Annotated in this window: 20 protein-coding genes; 12 read left to right on the top strand and 8 right to left on the bottom strand. The window is 57.1% G+C overall.

Annotated features, from left to right (window positions below; genetic code table 11):
- Nucleotides 1-25 precede the first annotated feature (25 nt).
- The 5 genes from JWR51_RS06135 to JWR51_RS06115 all read left to right on the top strand — a co-directional run bounded on the left by JWR51_RS06135 (nt 26) and on the right by JWR51_RS06115 (nt 3,190).
- Nucleotides 26-268 carry an AlpA family phage regulatory protein gene (locus JWR51_RS06135; protein WP_299745128.1) on the top strand — a complete coding sequence of 81 codons (243 nt, stop codon included), beginning with the start codon at nt 26-28 and terminating at the stop codon, nt 266-268.
- Nucleotides 261-980: a hypothetical protein gene (locus tag JWR51_RS06130; RefSeq protein ID WP_299745125.1), complete on the top strand. Its 720-nt coding sequence runs from the start codon at nt 261-263 to the stop codon at nt 978-980. Before JWR51_RS06135 ends, JWR51_RS06130 begins: the two co-directional genes overlap by 8 nt.
- Nucleotides 981-1,080: 100 nt before the next feature.
- Nucleotides 1,081-2,028 (top strand): hypothetical protein, encoded by a 948-nt coding sequence (locus tag JWR51_RS06125; protein WP_299745122.1) that lies wholly within the window; start codon nt 1,081-1,083, stop codon nt 2,026-2,028.
- A gap of 136 nt (nt 2,029-2,164) precedes the next feature.
- Nucleotides 2,165-2,806 carry a hypothetical protein gene (locus JWR51_RS06120; RefSeq protein WP_299745119.1) on the top strand — a complete coding sequence of 214 codons (642 nt, stop codon included), beginning with the start codon at nt 2,165-2,167 and terminating at the stop codon, nt 2,804-2,806.
- 126 nt (nt 2,807-2,932) lie between these two features.
- On the top strand, nt 2,933-3,190 hold the full coding sequence (locus JWR51_RS06115; RefSeq protein ID WP_299745116.1) for a DUF3768 domain-containing protein: 258 nt from the start codon (nt 2,933-2,935) through the stop codon (nt 3,188-3,190).
- A gap of 8 nt (nt 3,191-3,198) precedes the next feature.
- Here the strand turns inward: JWR51_RS06115 and JWR51_RS06110 are convergent, their stop codons facing one another.
- Nucleotides 3,199-3,459, bottom strand: coding sequence for a helix-turn-helix transcriptional regulator (locus tag JWR51_RS06110; protein ID WP_299745114.1), 261 nt, complete (start codon nt 3,457-3,459; stop codon nt 3,199-3,201).
- 104 nt (nt 3,460-3,563) lie between these two features.
- On the opposite strand from JWR51_RS06110, the gene JWR51_RS06105 reads away from it, so the two are divergent.
- Together JWR51_RS06105 and JWR51_RS06100 are read left to right on the top strand one after the other, a co-directional pair.
- Nucleotides 3,564-4,250 carry an SHOCT domain-containing protein gene (locus JWR51_RS06105; protein WP_299745111.1) on the top strand — a complete coding sequence of 229 codons (687 nt, stop codon included), beginning with the start codon at nt 3,564-3,566 and terminating at the stop codon, nt 4,248-4,250.
- Nucleotides 4,251-4,265: 15 nt separating this feature from the next.
- Nucleotides 4,266-4,895, top strand: a complete 630-nt coding sequence (locus JWR51_RS06100) for a hypothetical protein (protein ID WP_299745108.1) — start codon at nt 4,266-4,268, stop codon at nt 4,893-4,895.
- Between the two features lie 54 nt (nt 4,896-4,949).
- Here the strand turns inward: JWR51_RS06100 and JWR51_RS06095 are convergent, their stop codons facing one another.
- A complete protein-coding gene (locus JWR51_RS06095; RefSeq protein ID WP_299745105.1) occupies nt 4,950-5,342 on the bottom strand; it encodes a hypothetical protein in 393 nt (130 codons plus the stop codon).
- Nucleotides 5,343-5,348: 6 nt separating this feature from the next.
- Entirely contained in the window at nt 5,349-8,666 is a 3,318-nt protein-coding gene (locus tag JWR51_RS06090; protein ID WP_299745102.1) for an error-prone DNA polymerase, read from the bottom strand.
- A 76-nt stretch (nt 8,667-8,742) separates the two neighbouring features.
- On the opposite strand from JWR51_RS06090, the gene JWR51_RS06085 reads away from it, so the two are divergent.
- The 4 genes from JWR51_RS06085 to JWR51_RS06070 all read left to right on the top strand — a co-directional run bounded on the left by JWR51_RS06085 (nt 8,743) and on the right by JWR51_RS06070 (nt 13,428).
- Entirely contained in the window at nt 8,743-9,063 is a 321-nt protein-coding gene (locus JWR51_RS06085; protein WP_299745099.1) for a hypothetical protein, read from the top strand.
- A gap of 43 nt (nt 9,064-9,106) precedes the next feature.
- A complete protein-coding gene (dinB, locus tag JWR51_RS06080) occupies nt 9,107-10,228 on the top strand; it encodes a DNA polymerase IV (RefSeq protein WP_299745097.1) in 1,122 nt (373 codons plus the stop codon).
- A gap of 413 nt (nt 10,229-10,641) precedes the next feature.
- Nucleotides 10,642-11,688, top strand: coding sequence for a dsDNA nuclease domain-containing protein (locus JWR51_RS06075; RefSeq protein ID WP_299745095.1), 1,047 nt, complete (start codon nt 10,642-10,644; stop codon nt 11,686-11,688).
- A 48-nt stretch (nt 11,689-11,736) separates the two neighbouring features.
- Complete coding sequence (locus JWR51_RS06070) at nt 11,737-13,428, top strand: hypothetical protein (protein WP_299745092.1); 1,692 nt, start codon at nt 11,737-11,739, stop codon at nt 13,426-13,428.
- A gap of 167 nt (nt 13,429-13,595) precedes the next feature.
- Here JWR51_RS06070 and JWR51_RS06065 read toward each other — a convergent pair whose 3' ends face one another.
- Together JWR51_RS06065 and JWR51_RS06060 are read right to left on the bottom strand one after the other, a co-directional pair.
- Complete coding sequence (locus tag JWR51_RS06065) at nt 13,596-14,339, bottom strand: SOS response-associated peptidase family protein (protein WP_299745089.1); 744 nt, start codon at nt 14,337-14,339, stop codon at nt 13,596-13,598.
- Nucleotides 14,340-14,621: a hypothetical protein gene (locus JWR51_RS06060; RefSeq protein WP_299745086.1), complete on the bottom strand. Its 282-nt coding sequence runs from the start codon at nt 14,619-14,621 to the stop codon at nt 14,340-14,342.
- An 80-nt stretch (nt 14,622-14,701) separates the two neighbouring features.
- Here JWR51_RS06060 and JWR51_RS06055 point away from each other — a divergent pair, with 80 nt between their 5' ends.
- Nucleotides 14,702-14,902 carry a hypothetical protein gene (locus tag JWR51_RS06055; protein WP_299745083.1) on the top strand — a complete coding sequence of 67 codons (201 nt, stop codon included), beginning with the start codon at nt 14,702-14,704 and terminating at the stop codon, nt 14,900-14,902.
- Nucleotides 14,903-15,674: 772 nt separating this feature from the next.
- Here the strand turns inward: JWR51_RS06055 and JWR51_RS06050 are convergent.
- From JWR51_RS06050 to JWR51_RS06040, 3 genes are all read right to left on the bottom strand, one after another.
- On the bottom strand, nt 15,675-15,875 hold the full coding sequence (locus JWR51_RS06050; RefSeq protein WP_299745081.1) for an excalibur calcium-binding domain-containing protein: 201 nt from the start codon (nt 15,873-15,875) through the stop codon (nt 15,675-15,677).
- 196 nt (nt 15,876-16,071) lie between these two features.
- Entirely contained in the window at nt 16,072-16,719 is a 648-nt protein-coding gene (locus JWR51_RS06045; RefSeq protein ID WP_299745078.1) for a hypothetical protein, read from the bottom strand.
- Complete coding sequence (locus tag JWR51_RS06040) at nt 16,716-17,480, bottom strand: TOPRIM nucleotidyl transferase/hydrolase domain-containing protein (RefSeq protein ID WP_299745076.1); 765 nt, start codon at nt 17,478-17,480, stop codon at nt 16,716-16,718. The genes JWR51_RS06045 and JWR51_RS06040 overlap by 4 nt, the downstream gene beginning before the upstream one ends.
- Between the last annotated feature and the right edge of the window lie 24 nt (nt 17,481-17,504).

The raw sequence follows: 17,504 nt of genomic DNA, 5'->3' as shown, positions 1-17,504 counted from the left end.
ACAAGCCGTTGGACGGAGATACACTATGAAAACCTGCATTGAGCCTACTTGCTTGCCGCCGCCGATTGCCTTGCCTCCAACTGGCTTTCTTCGCCAGTCTGTAGTGCTCGACTTGATTCCCTGGAGCAAGTCTACCCTGTGGAACCGCGTCGCAGCGGGCCAGTTTCCTCACCCGGTTCCGCTCGGCCCCCGTTTGGTTGGCTGGCGCGTGGAAGCCGTGGTTGCCTACATTCAGTCGCCCACTGACTGGGAGGCGGCCAATGCCTAAGGACACTAAGCCAAAAATTGGAGCCCCGATCAAAGCATCCAAGGCTCAGAAGCCTCCCGCGTCAGTGGAGTCTGTGTTCCTCCCGAAGTCGTCAGATTTGACCGAGGACGGTGGCCCTGTCTCTGTTTTGAAGTCAGCGAATGCGGACTTCTCGGATCTCGGTGGCAACTACCGCGCCAAGCTTCATGAGGCTCTTGCCCGCGTGTATGCAGTGGCGTTGTTCTTTGACCGTAATCCGGATGCTTGGCAGGATTTTTGCCGCGATCCGACTTGGGCGACCTTCAAGGGTAAGCCGCCGACCGTGATTGACACCACCGACAAGCTCCAACCCACGGTCAGGTTTGCGGTGGGGTTCGAGCTTCCCACTGCCAGCAAGACGGCGAGCAAGTACTACGCTGCGCTCGCATACCCTTATCAGACAGGGGTGCCAGCATCCGACATTGCTGCGTACCTGGAAACCGGCGGGGGTATCGAAGAACTCGCGGCGAAAGCGGCCAGGAAGCGTCGTAACGGCACATTGGATCTCAACGCGCCGCCGATGGTGAGCATCCTTGCGCCGCTGGACGAACCGATGCGCGAACTCTTGCGCGCCGCTCCTTCCAAAGGCGTCAAATTCAAGCTGTCCGTCATCAAGACGGATGGCATCGGCGAGATGGAAATCAAAATTCATCGCGTGTCGTCCGACAAGAAGACGTCTGCTAAACCTTTGTAATACCCAATTTTCACAAATAAACTGCGCCCCTCAGCTATTGGGCAGTCAAGCAAATTGCCTGACTGCCCAACCTGACGGCCGCGTAATAAGGAAACGAACTATGCGCCGCAATCCCCACCTGAATATGTTGGAATCTGTACGCCATCATGTAGGCCGCGATAACCAGCTCAAGAACTATATGACGACCAAGCGGGGTCGTCCCGCCATCGATGATGCCTCTGCCGACACGTTGAAAGACTCGGCCGCCCTGTCGCTTAAAGCGAATGCCACATTGGCCCGCATCGAATTTGCGCGCGCGCTCTCCCGTCAGGTGGAGAAGCATGCAAAATCGATGAGTTTTCCATCTTTTGTTACCTTGGCCCCATCGCAATTCGCTGTTCCGATTGCCGAGGCATCGCGCTTCGATGTGGGCAAGCTCATCGAGTGGGCCAAGAAGGCGTTGACGTGCCGTAACCACATCACGTTTGTGGAGGCTGCGCTCTACACCAACTACCAAGCCCAGCGCGGTGGTGCGATGGGGGCTGTGCACTGGCACACCCATTCGATTTGTTGGGGCGGTGACGAAGAGTTCGACGACGAGCAGATGTTATTTGACCTGATCGAAGCGGGCGAGCAGCCGTTCATTCCAGGTATTCGCCTTTATCATCGCCGCCTGCTCAGTGCAGCGACGGTGGTGGGGCGGACCATTTACATGGCAAAGGCCCCGTTGAGCGAATATCGCGTCTACGCTCAGACCGAGGAAAAGACCGACCCCCGTACCGGCGAAATGTTCAAGACGCCAACTGGACAGTACATCCAGAAAAAGCGGGCATTGCGGCCCGGTGATGCATCGCTGTTGTGCCGCATCATCGGCACGAAGGATTTGCCGTCATTGACCTTAGCCAAGGGCGAGGGCGAGGAACTTCTGAAGACGGCAACCGAGAAGGCGCGGCTCAAAATTGCTAAGATTCTGAGCTCGCTGTCGACGGAAGGAGCGATGGCCAATGTTGCCCCTGAAAAGTCATATTTTGACTACGCGGGCAACGGGTCTGGCTGGCGACGGGGCTAGACATTTGCATGCTCTTGATCTGATTAAGTGTTATGTTACAATGACTTAACGATGCACACCTGCAATTCAGGCGCAACGTTACTCAACCCTAGGCCACCGGTACCCCCGGTGGCCTTCTTGTTTAAGGAGATAGAAGATGACGGCCGCACATGCTCAAGCCCGCCTGCCGCTTGACGATACCGACTTGCCCGCCCTGATCGTTCTGGGCCGCGATGACACCAACAAGCCTCACGCAGCTTGGTTCGACCAGACCGAAATCAGCGGCGCGACGGCAGCTGCATTGCTCATGGCTATGATGGCCCTACCGGTGACCACCGACGACGTACGTGCTCTCGCCGACAAGCTACCCCACGGCCGCCTATTCGGGTCGGGTAAGGCGTTCGTGCCGTTCGTGAAGGCAGCGACCTATGACGCCTTGGTTGCGCACGTTCCTGTCGCCCAACAAATTCGGCCGTTGCGCATCGTGAAGTCCGAAGCTGAAGGCAACGAGTCGCCCGCCAACCCGGCTGACAGCAAGCCGGTTGACGCATCACTCGCGGCAAAGAGTGGCGACAGCCCGATTACGGTGCCGCAGGACTGGTCGAAGGTTGGCCCGGGCTGCCTCGTGCTAGCGGTGTCAGATAACAAAGCTGACGGCTGGTACGAGGCGGTGATCCTTAAGGCCAAGGGGAACACTTCGTTCACGCTGCGGTGGCGCGACTACCCCGACGAGGAACATATCGAACGGCCGCTGAGCGGCATCGCGTTGCTGCACCCGACGCGCTCGGCCACCGATTGACTTGGAGGCGGGTCGGTTCACGCTGACCCGCATACCACCATGACAGCACTCGTCCCCAGACGCGAAACTGTTGAAGTATGCCGACTGAACGACGCTCTGCGACGCACTGGAGCAGGCGGTAAAACCATGCTCACACCCGGCGTTGCGAACCTCACCGATGGGCAGCGTGATCAGATTCTAACTGCCGTGGCAGACTTTTCCGACTTTAGTGAACGCAACGATCCTTATGGCGAGCATGACTGCGCCATTGTGGACATCGACGGTCTGCAGGTGTTGTGGAAGATCGACTACTACGACCTGAGCCGCTTAGCCCATAGCCCGAACCCGGCCGATCCCGACGTGACATGCCGGGTGCTGACGATCATGTTGGCGGACGAATACTGATGCGCGGCCTACTTCGGTTTGCGGCCGGGCTTCAGGTTTTGCGGAGATTCTTCACCAACCTCAGGTTTCTGAACCAGCTCAACCAAATCAATGGCAAGCGCATCTGCCAATCGCTCGAGCAGGTCGATGCTAGCGCTGACGGTTTGGTTCTCTATGCCGCTGATGGACGTGCGGTTGACCTGCGCATCGACAGCCAAATCCTCCTGCGTCACACCCCGCAGGGAGCGCAGCCTTCGAAGATTCCAAGCAATGCGATTGCGGCCATCCATTGGGCGCAAGCGAGCAATTTCGCGCGCGGAAAACCATCGGATATATTCGACATATTGCGATCACCTGTTGTATTGGTGATCGGCATAAACCGGAAAGGCTGCAAGTGCGGGTCGCGATCATAATTCTTGGGCTATGCCTCGGCATCGGCGTTGCGGTGCAATCCTTTATCGTCGGTAGCGCCGCTTCGTTCACCCGCAACGAAGCGATGTCCGCTGCCAGTTCATCAGGGATAATTTCCGCCCTGTTGCTTGTTGTCGGGGCGGCCTTTGCTTTCAGCTTGCCTCGGGCATCAATTGGCTTGTTCGGCCTAGCGGCCTTTCTCGCGATACAGGCCGGGTCAACGTCGCAGTTCCACGACCTGCGCGTGTGGGGTTTCGTCGCCGTGGCGTTGACGGTGATGTCCTACTTCGGCGATCGTGAACTGCGCGCACGCCATCCAAAGGCATTGCAGAAGGAGCGTACCGCCTCTTTGCTGGGTGGGACGACACAGCCTTCAACTGGCGATGGCACTGGATGGAGAGGGCCACTCTTCGGTAACTACCAACAGCCGCCCGCGGACGCGGTCGAACAAGCTAACAGCACCTCGAGCAAGATCGACGCCGCTCCAGCACCGCGCCGCTCACCTACGGCGTCAACCGATGTTGTCCACACCATAGCGCCGCCGCCAGTAGCCGACGTATCGCTCGTCGATCAAATCGAGCGGCTAGCCGCGTTGAAGGCCACAGGGGCCATCGACGAGGCGGAATATCAAACCCTCAAACTGAAAGTGATTGACGCTAGTCATCATTGAACACGGACCAGGCCGATGAAATCCCAATGGAATGCGCTAATTGCCTTTTGCCTGATCGGCACGGCCGTCATGCTTGCAAGTGTGGTCACCGTATCGGCATCCCCACCATTTGCGCCGGTAGACGCGAGTTTTTCAGGGACGAGCTTTAGAGGTGTGGCGCTGGGACAGTCCAGGGCCGAAGTCGAAGCAGCGCTCGCCGCCAACGGCATGCGGTGTTATTCACCCGAAGAAATTGCTCAGGGCGGCAGTGTGCCGATTGAAAACGTTACCGGGGAATATTCTACTTGTCGTATAGGCGCGGACGAGGAGTTGACGCCGTTTAACCTGCAAATCCTTATGAACCTGCGGCTTAACGTCGATCTGGGAAACGGCAAACCGACTTACGCCGTTTCTTTCATCAACGATGTTGCATCGGAACTGGCGCTCAGCCCACTTTTCTTTAATGCCGATACGATGGCACCGTCCGATTTTGCACAAAGCATCGTTGATAACTATCCGTTGCCGGACGGATTGGGAGCGGGAACGGATGGGTGGGTGGGGCATACGGCGAATGGCGAAGTCGTTACGTTGCGCGTCGATAGCAGACACGGTGTAACCGTTTTTGTTGAGCGCGCTACCGCAGGGAATACTCCGACCTTTAACTGACCGGCGGACGGGTTCAACACCCGTATAGCGACTTCTGAAAAGCGCTTAGAAATTTCAGCGGCCAAATTTTCGACCGCTTTTGCGGACACCGACCCAAGGCATTTGAGCTTCGGCCGCTTGCTGCCGTGATAGTTGCAGCGCCGCAGCTTCTTCCATGCCCAATGGTTTGAAACCCGCGCTATGCGTTCCGGCAAACCCCGACGGCTTGCTGGCGTGCCCAAGCGAAAACGTTGGGCGATACCAACCGCAGATTGAGCAGTACAGCCGGTCCGCGAGAAGATCGCGCCCGGCATAGAAATCGAAGTGCCAGCCGACATGCAGAGCCAGCAGCTCAAGCCGCAATTGCGCATCGTGAGAGCACACCCAATAGTGGCTGCAGAACGCGGTGATGGTTCGCCCGCTGATGCGAAAGTCATCAAGGGTCGTGGCTGACGCGGGTAAGATCATGGCCGGTCAATGGAAGTTTCGGCCAACCGGCATGGCCATGGCTGCCTTGCGGGCTTGAAGCTCGGCATACTGGTCGCGTTCTCGCGTGCGGCTGCCATGGGGGCCGGTTTTGCCTTCGTCGGCGCGAGCAACCACCGCCTCGCCAATATCGTGGCCGTTGGCGATGCTGACGAGCTGGGGCGTTAGATCGATGAACTCTCGGGCAATGACGTGGACAACCAACCCTTCGCGTTGAAGCTGGCCTTTCACCGCCATGACCCGAGCGCCTAGAACCACGGCGCGGCTAGCTTCGAACACCTTGGGCCAGACAATGATATTGGCGAGGCCGGTTTCGTCCTCAAGGCTGGCGAAGATGACGCCGCTCGCCGTGCCGGGGCGCTGGCGAACGAGCACGAGGCCCGCGACAGTCACCATGCGACCCGGCGGCAATGTGCGCAGATCGTCGGCGACCACTATGCCGCGCCGCTGTAGGTCTTCGCGCATAAAGCTGATTGGGTGGGCTTTCAGCGACAGCGACAGCGCACGGTAATCGTGGATGACCTCTTCGCCCGGCGGCATGGGTGGCAGGTTGGCGTCGGGCTCATCCCGGAGGCTTTGTTCGCCTGCTGCCCGAAACAGCGGCAGCGTATCTGCGCCGAAGTTGCCGACCAGGCCCATGACGGCCCATAGCGCATCGCGCCGGTTCATGCCGATGGACTGAAAGGCATCGGCCATCGCCAAGCTTTCGAGCACCTTTGACGACAGGCCGGTGCGCAGCCAAAGGTCCCGTACGCTGTCGTAGCCGCCGCGCCGCCGCGCCACAATCATGTTGGCATGGTCGATGCTGAGACCCTTGATGATCTTAAAGCCAAGCCGCACGCCACGGTTGCCCCAGATGTCTTCTCGCATCTCGGAATGGCGCGGCGCGATGGTGTCACCAGCGATGTTGCTGTGCTCCATTACCGCCTCAAGGTCGGAGAAGTTGATATCGACCGGGCGGATATCGACACCGTGCTCCTGGGCATCGCGAATGAGCTGCGCGGGGGCGTAGAATCCCATGGGCTGGCTGTTGAGTAGCGCCGTCAGGAACACATCCGGGTAATGGCATTTGATCCAGCACGAGACATACACGAGCAGCGCGAACGAGGCGGCATGACTCTCGGGGAAGCCATACGAGCCAAATCCCTCGATCTGCTGAAAGCACCGCTCGGCAAACTCCCGCGTGTAAGCCTTTTCGGCCATGCCCTTGAGGAACTTGTCGCGAAACGCACCGACACCCCCGGTGCGCTTGAAGGTCGCCATGGCCCGGCGCAATTTGTCGGCCTCGCCGGGCGTGAACCCAGCGCCGACAATGGCAATCTTCATTGCCTGTTCCTGGAACAGCGGAACACCATAGGTTTTCTTGAGGACGTGTTCCAACTCAGGCGACGGATAGCTGGTTGGCTCCAACCCCTGCCGCCGCTTCAAATAGGGATGCACCATGTCGCCCTGAATCGGGCCGGGCCGGACGATGGCAACTTCGATTACGAGGTCGTAGAACTCGCTGGGCCGCAGCCTTGGCAGCATCGACATCTGGGCGCGGCTTTCAATCTGAAACACGCCAACCGTATCGGCGCGGTGGGTCATCTTGTAAGTGCGCGGGTCTTCCTGCGGCACCGTAGCAAGCGTCAGGGACAGGTCGTAGTGCTGCTGCAACAGGTTGAAGCTGCGACGGACGGCGCTGAGCATGCCGAGCGCCAGCACGTCCACTTTGAGGATACCAAGTTCGTCCAGATCATCCTTGTTCCACTCGATGACCGTTCGGTCTTCCATGGCCGCGTTATGAACTGGAATGAGATGGTCGAGCCGGTCGCGGGTGATGACGAAGCCGCCGGAATGTTGGGACAGATGGCGCGGAAAGCCCTGCAATTCCGTCGCAAAGGCCATAACCATTAGGATGGTCGTGTCGTACGGGTCTATTCCCCCTTGACGGATGCGCTCGGGGTCAAAGCTGCTGTCATACCAGCCCCAGCTTAAGCCGCTGAGCTTGTCGATGGTGTCGGTTGAGAGCCCGAACGCCTTGCCGACCTCGCGTACAGCCCCCTTCGTGCGATAGGTGATGACGTTCGCCGTGAGCCCGGCACGATGGCGTCCGTACTTTTGGTAGATGTATTGCATCACCTCTTCGCGGCGCTCGTGTTCAAAGTCGACATCGATGTCTGGCGGCTCGTCCCGCTCGGTTGAGACAAAGCGCTCAAACAACAGGTCTACCAGCATGGGATCGACCTCTGTAATGCCGAGACAGAAGCACACTGCCGAATTGGCAGCCGATCCACGCCCCTGACAGAGGATGCCGCGCTCTTGCCGGGCGAAGCGAACGATGTCCTGCACGGTGAGGAAATACGGCGCGTACTTCATCTCGGCGATCAGGGCCAACTCGTGCACCAGTCCCTTACTGACCTTATCAGGAACGCCATTGGGGTAGCGCCAGGACGCGCCTTCATAGGCCAGTCGCTGAAGCGTCTGTTGTGCGGTCTCGCCGCTACCAATGGTCTCTTCAGGATAGTTGTAGCGCAGCTGGTCGAGGCTGAAATCTATGCGGGACAGGAACCGAACCGTCTCGTCTATGGCTTCGGGATACTCAACAAAGAGCAGCGCCATTTCCTCGCCGGACTTAAGGTGTCGCACCTGTGCTACATCTCTACGGCGGCCGAGGTTGTCCAGCGTCACGCCCAGCCGAATGCACGTCAGAACATCATGCAACATTGAGCGGTAACCGACATGGTAGATGACGTCATTCATCGCCAGCAACGGTACGCTCGCCATCTGCGCCAGCTTGTGAAGACGGTCAAGCCGCTCTTGATCATCGCCCCCGAACGGAAAGTTTGCCCCCAGCCAGACCCGCCCCGGACATGCCCGAACAAGCTCCTTCAAAACGCGATAGCCCTCACGCCCATTAGTGCGGTTGAGCAAAACGATGCAGAGCTGGCCTTCGGCGTGACCCAGCAGATCGGCAAACTGCAATGAGCATTCGCCTTTGGGAGACCGGCGCTTACCAAGCGTTAGCAGAGCGCAGAGCCGCCCATACGCATCGCGGTCAGTGGGATAAATTACAATATCGGGAGTGCCATCGTCGAAGATGATCCGCGAGCCCACAGCAAGCTTGAAGTTAGGGAAGTCTGCCTTGATATCGCGAGCGGCGGCATAGGCCCGCACCACGCCTGCAAGCGAATTGTGGTCACAGATGCCTAGGCCACTTAGCCCCATGGCCGCAGCAGTGGCGACCAGTTCATAGGGATGGGACGCGCCGTGCAGGAACGTGAAATTAGTGGCGCAAACCATCTCGGCATAGGGTGGTGCAGTCATATTCGGGCTCTCTTGACCCCAAGCGGCCAAGAGAACATAAAGGGAACATTGCGGCAGCGAGAGTCAATGGTTGAACATGCAGAACTATAAATTTGATCCCTTGACCCTCCTCGAACCGGTCAAGGCAAGAGTGAATCAGGGACCCACCCGCGGTGGCTATGATATCGTCGTTTATGGGATCGACCCCAAGACGTTGACCGTCGAGAGTATGGTTTGCGCCTATCTTGAAATCATGTGCGGAGACGAGTCGGACGAGCTTGGCGTTTGGATACGCACCGGTTGGGAAGAAATCCGCATCTATGAAATCGAAGTTCTGGGTACCGACGATGAGCGCAGGATCATCGATGAAATGATGGGCATCGCCGCAATGATGCGCCGGGCCGCACGGTACAAATAGCAATAGCCACTAGTGGTAGCCGCACCGAGCAATGCGAGGGCAGATGGCGGAGATCAACACGGCAGATGACGACGGTGTGGGCGTGTCCGCGACAGTGCGCAAAATCGTGCACGTCGACATGGACGCCTTTTACGCCTCCGTTGAACAACGCGATAATCCCGAGCTACGCGGCAAGCCGGTGGCGGTGGGCGGATCGCGCCAGCGCGGAGTAGTGGCGGCTGCCAGCTACGAGGCGCGCGCGTTCGGTGTGCGCTCGGCCATGCCGTCGGTCACCGCTCAGCGCAAATGCCCGGACCTGATTTTCGTCAAACCACGCTTCGACGTCTATAAATCGGTATCGGCCCAAATCCATACGATCTTCGCAGAGTATACGCCGCTCATCGAACCGCTGTCTCTGGATGAAGCCTATCTTGATGTGACCGACAACCTGATGGGCATCGCGCTGGGCACCGAGGTTGCGCAGCGGATCAGGCGGAAAATATTCGAAGCCACCGGCCTGACCGCTTCGGCCGGGATCAGCTACAATAAATTCCTGGCCAAAATGGCGTCGAGCCAGCGCAAACCAAATGGTCAATTCGTCATCCCGCCCGGCAAAGGTGAGGCGTTTGTGGCCACGTTGCCAATTGGCAAGTTCTACGGCGTTGGACCGGCGACCGCCGAGCGGATGCAGCGGCTCGACATCACCAATGGCGCTGAGCTGAAAACCAAGTCGCTCGGGTTCTTGCAGCAGCAGTTCGGTAAGGCAGGATCGTACTTTTACTGGGTCGCGCGTGGCGTCGATCATCGAGCCGTCCATAATGACCGGATTAGGAAATCCGTCGGAGCCGAAAATACTTTTGCCACCGACCTGTCAACGCTGTACGAGGCGCGAGTGGCGCTGGTGCCGATCATCGAAAAAGTCAGCCTCCATTGCGACAGTAAGGGCATTGCCGGACGCACGGTAACGCTCAAGGTCAAGTATGCAGATTTCGAGCAGATCACCCGCAGTCGGTCAGTAGCGGTTGCGGCACGGACGGCAGAGGAGATCACTTTGGGCATTGAACCAGCACTCAATACCCTGTTCCCAACTCGGAAGGGGATTAGGTTGCTCGGGGTGACTCTGTCAGGGCTGGTGGACGCAGCACGCGAGGGCGCAACTCCAGATCAGATGGTTCTGGCACTCTAAGCGGCGCGCGACTTTTAATTTGCAAAAGCGTAGGTTGGCTTCGACCCAATTGCAGCCATAGACAGCCCACTCTGCCAATGACCGCCTCTGGCCCAAGCGAACATTGCAAGGCGTTGGCCAAAGTGCGACTTTAGTTATGGCTGCTAGCGCGCTATTCGCGCCGTGTTCGTTTGTCTCCTTGAGCGCAAAGGCTCAACTAGCATTGGGCACGCCTCATCAAGTTTGAGTAGTCAGGACAAGCGGGCCAACTGGCGCGAGCGCGTCAGCTTGTGGTGTGGGCATTGGCGTTGTTAGGGGGGATCTATGAATTTGGCGGTGAGTCTGCATCGGCGACCCATCTCTAGACGGTGGAATGTAGCCCCGCGCTGTTGCAAAAACATCCGGCGCGGGTAGATCTTGAGCAGGGAGCAATGATGTCACTGCTAGACGATCTCATATCTACGCCGCAGAGAGAGCAGGGTGGAAGCATCGCCACGGAGCGATTTGATTTCCAAGCCTGCTGGGGTGTGTCCCGAATCCTAACGCTGCACTCGACAGGCGACGACTACGCTGTCGCGTTCGAATTTCACGATGACATCGTCGTACTCGACAGTGCTACCGCCCCAACGTCCGCAACATTCTACCAACTTAAAACCGATGGGAAATCTACCTGGACGCTGCCGCGCATCGCGCGACGTGGGACGAAGGCGGGTCAAAAGACGGCTTCGATTGCCGGGAAGATGTACGACAACAAAGTCAAATTCGGCAGCAGCACGAAGGATTTGGTGCTCGTCAGCAACGCGGCTGCCACTTTTCCAGTCGGCCCGTTCAATGGCGCTGGCGAAAAAGAGTACAAGAAATTTCTCGCTGACATGAAAAGCGAGAACGTCTTGTTCGACGAGGCGGACGGTTCGCTATTTCGATTTGAGCAGGCGCATTTTTCGCTAAGTTCATACGAGTCCACGCTTCTAGGGGAAGTGGTCTCCTTCATTATCGAGCACGGCAAGCTGCACGAATGCAATTACAAGGCATTTTACCTGACGCTGCTCGACTACTGCAAACGGCGATCAAAGACGATGTCGGAGGTGCCTGACTTGCCTTCGCTGCTTCGCGCCAAATTCGTCACACGAAGCAATCTCACGTCTTGGATTGAGGGGTTTGTAAAAGAGAGCAGGTCGAGACCAAAGTGGTCCGACGTTGTGACCGACCTCGCCGGGTTCGCGCCAACGGCAAAAAGCGCGCTTAAGCGAGAATGGGACCGATACGAGCAGCAAAAGATGGCAGTTCTTGACCTTCCCACGTTCGAGTTCAGAGAGGTTGTTCGGCGGTGGATTGCGAGCCTAGGAAGCAGCGCGGACCCGATGGCGACAATTCTTTCCAACGCGGTCGCTGAACTCGGGGCATCGCGCCCGGCCCAAACCATCACCGCAAGCGCGGACTACATAAAAGCGGTTGTGCTCTATGAGTTCTATTCGCAATGAACAGCGATCAGTTCCGTTTCTTCATCCGCAACATGCGGCGAAAGCAATATGAAAAGCTTGAGATTCAAGGAATTAAGGCTCCTGTCGAGGTTGGAGGGCAAGGCGAGGCGCGTAGCGTTCCATCCGCGACTGACGGTGATAGCGGGAAAGAATGACACCGGAAAATCGTCGCTGATTAAGTCGATCTACTGGTCGTTCGGCGCTGAGCCTGCCGTGATTCACCCACGCTGGAAGAGCGCGAACGTTGTTTCGGCGATGACATTCTCAGTTGATGGTGAAGAGTACACGATTGTACGGTTCAGGCGTTCTTTCGCTGTGCTGAACTCAACGGGCGACCTACTATTGCGCGCGAACAGCGTAACCAGGGAGCTGGCTCCCTTCCTTGCGGAGCTACTGGATTTCGGTCTGGTGCTGACCAATCGGGAGAACGTGGCGACTATCCCTCCCCCAGCATATGCTTTCCTACCGTTCTACGTCGACCAGGATGCTGGGTGGCAGAATGCCTTCGCTTCGTTTGGCTCGCTTGCCCAGTTCCCAAACTTCCGAACTGACGTAACGCATTATCATACTGGTATCCGGCCAAACGAATTCTACCGTCTAAAAGCGCGTCAACGTGAACTGGAGTTGCAGGTTGAAGATGCTCAGGCCGAACGGAAGGCACTGCAATCCGCCGTAGACAAAGTCAACGAAACTGCGGACTCCCTCGGCCTGGAGACCCAAACAGGTCAGTTCGAAGAGGCAATTGGGCTGCTCCTAACAGAACTCGCCGCCTTGAGGGACAAACGCAGACAGGCGGCCTCCGACCTTGATGGGCTGATAGCACGGCGTACGGTTCTTGATCACGAGATAGCCATTGCTAAGCGCGCTCTCGAAGAGCTGGACAAGGATTATAAGTGGGTAGGGAAGGTCGATGAGGACCAGATCATATGCCCAACTTGCGGAACGGTTCATGAGAACTCGTTTCTTAGTCGGTTTGCAATTATTGACGACCGTGAATCTTGTCGTGACTTCATCCTCACCACCACCCAGGAATATGAGCGCCTAGGACGCGACATAGCCACAGCGAGAAAGGTGGTCGCGGACGTCGAGCGCGATTTGACGAAGGTGGCCGAAGCTCTGAGTGTTCGTCGGGGTGACGTGCAATTGGGTGAGGTGCTGCAATCTGAGGGGCGTCGAGTAGCCGGAGAAATCCTCGTGCAGCGAGTTCGCGACTTTAACCAAAGCATCGCGGACCTGAACGATTCCCTGACGTCCATAGCCGAGCGGCTCAAAGCGATCTCCGACAAAAGCAAGCGGCAGGAGATTGAGCAGTATTACTTCACCCGGATGAGCGCGAACTTGACTCGTCTCAACGTAAAGACGGTGCCACTGAGCACCGTCGAGAAGATCGATTGCAAGGTCAGGGACACGGGCAGCGATCAACCGAGAGCGCTGCTGGCATATGATTTCGCCGTGTTAGACACGATACGACGATACTCCACCTCATTCATCGCGCCGATGGTAATCGATAGCCCGATCCAACAAGATCAGGATGATCAGAACGCTCGGTCAATGTTAGAGTTCATTGCCGAAAAGGCTACTTCAAATGAGCAGGTGGTGCTCGGAACGGTCTCCATGCACGGTGTTGATATCGGCGATGGTTCCCTCATTGAATTGACCGAAGAGCTAAGCCTCCTTCGAGCCGCCGACTTTGAAGAGATAAACGGCGAGTTCAACGTGTTTTTCGATGCAGTGACCTGATCGACCCTATCTTTGAGCTCGAGCCGGGGAGCCTCCTTGATCGCCGTCGCTAGCAACGGGCCGGTTTTGGCGCAGTGCGGACACTCACTATCGACCGCTTTTGGCGCAAAGCGGGCGCTGGAAGCCGGATTGCGGTCAGTCGGCTTTCCACCCCGTTGGAGACGTAGCTAATGCTCCACGCCCGGCCCGTCGCCGGTGCGATCACCACGTGCGACAATGATCAGCGCATCGTTCGGCAACGGGCGCTGCAATGCCTTGGCTTCGGACCACGGTGCGCTCAGCCACACATTGCGCTCTTCCTCGGTGGTCAGTATGACGGGCATCGCTTTTGGATGAACCGGAGCGACAATTGCGTTTGGCTCACAGGTCAGAAACCCAAAAATATCGTTGGTGCTGACGCCTTCCTTGACCTTGCGAACGCTCGTCCACGTCGTCCAAACCCCGGCAAAGAACGCTAATGGCCTGCCCTCGCCCAAGGAAAACCAAACCGGCGAGTGTGATCCATCAGCAAGCGCTTCGTTCTCAGAGAAGCTGGTCATCGGCACCAGGCAACGCGATTCGATGCCCGTCCACCGTCGCCAGTGAGGACTGTCCAAATTGCGCAGATTGGTGACACCTGCATCGGGCTCCGATTTCAGCAAAGCCTCGAAGTCGACTTCCTTGCCCTTGGCAGTCAGTTTGTCGGCGCGCCTCTGGGCATTAGCCTTGATGATGTTGAATGCGGTCGGCATGCCCCATCTCGCCTTTGTAAGTTGGCGTCCGCCATCCCAGTTGCGGATGATTGGGGCGGCATAATCGGGGAATATCCCGCGCTGCGGCTCAAGATTGCCGATGCTGTCCAAGATCGACAATTCACGGTTGAGATCAATCAGCGCCTGCCGATTGCTTGTCATGCCGTAGAGGGTGCACATCTAGTTGGCGTCCAATTTGCGCTCGGAGATGGTGAGGTCGATTTTCTCTTCGATTTCCTCGAAAATCATCACCACGATCAACCGGCGTTCGCCGTCGGTGTCCCCAGCCAGAGCGGGCACTTTGATTTTGAAACGTCGCAGCAAATGATCGGATCGAAGCGAGAAGCCGCACCTGAACTCGATGAAGCCCGCTTCGCTCCAAAAGTCGACTAGGAAAGTGTCGAGATATTGCACATAGCGCTCAGACAACTCGGCGCTTAGCTGGTCTACGAAGTCCTTCATGACCACCTCCCTCAACGAAGATATCCCTCAAATCCTCGCCCGCCAATGCTGGCCTATGCTCGCAATAGAAGGAGATGGCTATGAGCAAAAATGGGCGAAATGAAAAACGGAAAGTCGTCGCAGGCTTCCTCAACGGAGCGGCTGTTGCATTCCTGATCGCGGGCTGCGTAACGCCATTGCTAACGCACGATCCTCGATGGTGGGTGCCGATCTTGGCGTTTGTCGTCGGATCGCTCGCCCATGTCGGCGCAATATCGGTGGTCGGCGGCTTGGAAGACTGATCGGACTGGCTAAACATAGGGGCGCGTCACGAACATGGTGCCGGGCAACCCGCCACAATGTGAGCACCGTACGCCCGCTCGAAGGGCCTCCACCGCGTCCCTGTCAGGACCATAGATATCCATCAGCTTTTGAAAATCCACGGCCTGCCTGTTGCCGCATCCACCCATGCAGCCCACTGTCACATGCATCCCAGCGACGATGTATTCGCTAAGCGTCAAGATGGGCGCGATTGGTTTGATCAACTACACCACCACTCGTCGCCATCCGGCCAATGCCGCGCCAGTCGCTCGCTAATCAAGATATCGCCGACATCGCGCCCGCCGACTCTGACAGTTGCCAAGGTCCGTTTGCCAGTTCCGTCCAAGCCGAATGTCTCCACCGTGAATGCGTTAGTGTTCAGGAGATCAAGCAAGCGTGCACTCGCCTGCTTGGCTAATGCCACCTCTGCCGAACCCCCACAGATCGCCGTGTAGGGCTCAGGTGTGTCGTAGGATTGAAGGCGCAGATTTTGCCCCTCGAACCAAATGGTGTCGCCGTCTACTATGCAGGTGTACCGGGCCGAACCACACATGGTGACCTTGACGGTCGATTCAACAGCAACCCCCTGCTGCGCCAACGCCCGTGCGGCATCACCCTTATCTTCGCGCGCCCCAGATATGAGCGCGGATATTCCACCTACAAGAAGAACAATGGCAAAAAACGGACCTGCCAGCTGCCGCCGGTGGCGACGAGAGAGTAGGGCTCCGCGGGATCGACGAGCTGGCAAAAGCCTCAAGGCAAGGTCTCACAAGCAATTCCATCATTGTCTCGATCTAACCTGTCGGGATCGCCAGGGCCTTGCGCATCGAAGTAAGCCTGAGCTTCCTCTTGCGATCGAAAGTCTTTGCAGTCCATGTCCGCCAGAGCCAACGTTGGCAAAGCAAAAGAGCCGAGCATTAGCCCGCTGGCAAATGTAGTAATAAATTTTCTCATGAAATCCCCCTGCTCAAATCTTGCAATAAGGGCAGGTAGAGTCAAGCAGCCGCGCCAAGGGATCAATCAGCGATAGTTATGACTGAGGCGCATTACCTCGTCGGCTCTGGCCGTCTCTACAGTTTCGAAGCCTGCCTCTTCAACGAGGTCCACGGCCATTAAACGCAAATGGGTTCGTCTTCGACCGCAGATGGCATTATCCGAATATGGAGGAGCTTGGAGCGTCCGGGTGGGCAATCATTTGGGAATGCCCTGGCAGCCATACGCGTAGATGCTCCCACATTTGATTGCAGCAGGAAAAAAGGGCCATCGCTTCGACGTCATCACTCGCACCGAGCGCGTGTAGTAGCTGTTCCGCAAGCAGACCCTCGGCTCTTGCCCTTTCCAAAACAGCATACGCCGAGGCGGGGTCAACACCCGTTGCAAAGAAGTTTTTCAGGCTTAGCAGCGCATCACGGAAAACGACCAGGTAGGGATCGCGCTCATCAGGAGCGGTTATTGGGCAATCATATCCCCACCAGACAGAGCCATTTGCAGCGAACACCTTGCCTAATTCGTTGGCAGTAAGGCAGGCCCAACTGAAAACCCTATAGCCCTGCAGAAAAACTGCGTCGGCTGTCGTTAGCGCTTCCTCCTTGTTGGTGTCTTTCAACGCGGTCGACGATCCATGAGCCATTGCAAAGATTTGCTTGTCAGACGGGTTGCCCTGAAGCTCGGAGTGGAGACGCGCACGAGTTGCGTGGTCGGCAAATATCTGAACATCGCCTTGTGACACCATGTGCAAGGCAACCGCATGATTGGATGCGGTTTGAGAGTCGCTAGAAGGCACGAAAAAAATGGTCATTTGTTTGCCTGTCGCGCGATAAGATCGCGGGCAACTCGCAACAGTTCCGTTGCATATTGATTTCCGAGCGGTGTGCCCTCGGCAATAGCTTTGGCCACCTCGCCTGCGTTTAGACGCGTGCCTGTCATGGTCTTCCAGACGACTTTTGATTCAGGTAGTTCACGCAACAATGTCGAGACGACGTCACGGGTATCGGAAAGTTTGCTGACAGGAAATTCATAGTCCAAGTCAGAACCGACCAACTTCGTGATGCCCTCAACGAACGCCCTAAGAGAAGGCGAGCGTGCCGCCGCTACATCGACATCGAAATTTCTGCCGAATGGATAGTTTCTGGTCGATCCAAAGACGTTCATTGCAAACTGCTTCGGATACGGAATCGTCTCGGGTAGGGGTGCACGATCGATCATATCGCTGGCACGTTCATTGCGAGCAGCACTCTTTGCAAAACCGGGGTCAGCGAAAATCCAAGCTTCGATTGTCGGTACCGCGCAAAATACGTCGATCGAGGGATCACCCAATTGCTGACGTGCCAACGCCCTCGAGTCCGCAACGCTGGCCTCATCGGCGTCGACAAGAGCAACGTATTTGTGGTCGTGGTCGTTCACCAAACTACGGACATAAGTCGCAATATTTCGCTTGCCGCCCAGGGACATGATGTCGATCTGTGCTTTATCTCGCAAACCCAACGCGTCGATCACTGTCATGACCATCGCATGGTCCGTAGGACCTTCCACGAGTACGGTCAGTTGGAAGTTCGTCATCAAAGTGATCCAAGAATTGGAGGT

It is taken from the genome of Devosia sp., assembly GCF_028290625.1.
Classification (GTDB): Bacteria; Pseudomonadota; Alphaproteobacteria; order Rhizobiales; family Devosiaceae; genus Devosia.
This window is presented reverse-complemented; position numbering and strand designations above follow the sequence as displayed.

Coding starts and splice junctions, on each gene's coding strand:
- JWR51_RS06070 (WP_299745092.1), top strand. CDS start 11,737: ATGAAAAGCTTGAGATTCAAGGAATTAAGGCTCCTGTCGAGGTTGGAG.
- JWR51_RS06120 (WP_299745119.1), top strand. CDS start 2,165: ATGACGGCCGCACATGCTCAAGCCCGCCTGCCGCTTGACGATACCGAC.
- JWR51_RS06045 (WP_299745078.1), bottom strand. CDS start 16,719: ATGACCATTTTTTTCGTGCCTTCTAGCGACTCTCAAACCGCATCCAAT.
- JWR51_RS06095 (WP_299745105.1), bottom strand. CDS start 5,342: ATGATCTTACCCGCGTCAGCCACGACCCTTGATGACTTTCGCATCAGC.
- JWR51_RS06050 (WP_299745081.1), bottom strand. CDS start 15,875: ATGAGAAAATTTATTACTACATTTGCCAGCGGGCTAATGCTCGGCTCT.
- JWR51_RS06135 (WP_299745128.1), top strand. CDS start 26: ATGAAAACCTGCATTGAGCCTACTTGCTTGCCGCCGCCGATTGCCTTG.
- JWR51_RS06055 (WP_299745083.1), top strand. CDS start 14,702: ATGAGCAAAAATGGGCGAAATGAAAAACGGAAAGTCGTCGCAGGCTTC.
- JWR51_RS06075 (WP_299745095.1), top strand. CDS start 10,642: ATGTCACTGCTAGACGATCTCATATCTACGCCGCAGAGAGAGCAGGGT.
- JWR51_RS06130 (WP_299745125.1), top strand. CDS start 261: ATGCCTAAGGACACTAAGCCAAAAATTGGAGCCCCGATCAAAGCATCC.
- JWR51_RS06115 (WP_299745116.1), top strand. CDS start 2,933: ATGCTCACACCCGGCGTTGCGAACCTCACCGATGGGCAGCGTGATCAG.
- JWR51_RS06125 (WP_299745122.1), top strand. CDS start 1,081: ATGCGCCGCAATCCCCACCTGAATATGTTGGAATCTGTACGCCATCAT.
- JWR51_RS06040 (WP_299745076.1), bottom strand. CDS start 17,480: ATGACGAACTTCCAACTGACCGTACTCGTGGAAGGTCCTACGGACCAT.
- JWR51_RS06100 (WP_299745108.1), top strand. CDS start 4,266: ATGAAATCCCAATGGAATGCGCTAATTGCCTTTTGCCTGATCGGCACG.
- JWR51_RS06090 (WP_299745102.1), bottom strand. CDS start 8,666: ATGACTGCACCACCCTATGCCGAGATGGTTTGCGCCACTAATTTCACG.
- JWR51_RS06060 (WP_299745086.1), bottom strand. CDS start 14,621: ATGAAGGACTTCGTAGACCAGCTAAGCGCCGAGTTGTCTGAGCGCTAT.
- JWR51_RS06065 (WP_299745089.1), bottom strand. CDS start 14,339: ATGTGCACCCTCTACGGCATGACAAGCAATCGGCAGGCGCTGATTGAT.
- JWR51_RS06085 (WP_299745099.1), top strand. CDS start 8,743: ATGCAGAACTATAAATTTGATCCCTTGACCCTCCTCGAACCGGTCAAG.
- dinB (WP_299745097.1), top strand. CDS start 9,107: ATGGCGGAGATCAACACGGCAGATGACGACGGTGTGGGCGTGTCCGCG.
- JWR51_RS06110 (WP_299745114.1), bottom strand. CDS start 3,459: ATGGATGGCCGCAATCGCATTGCTTGGAATCTTCGAAGGCTGCGCTCC.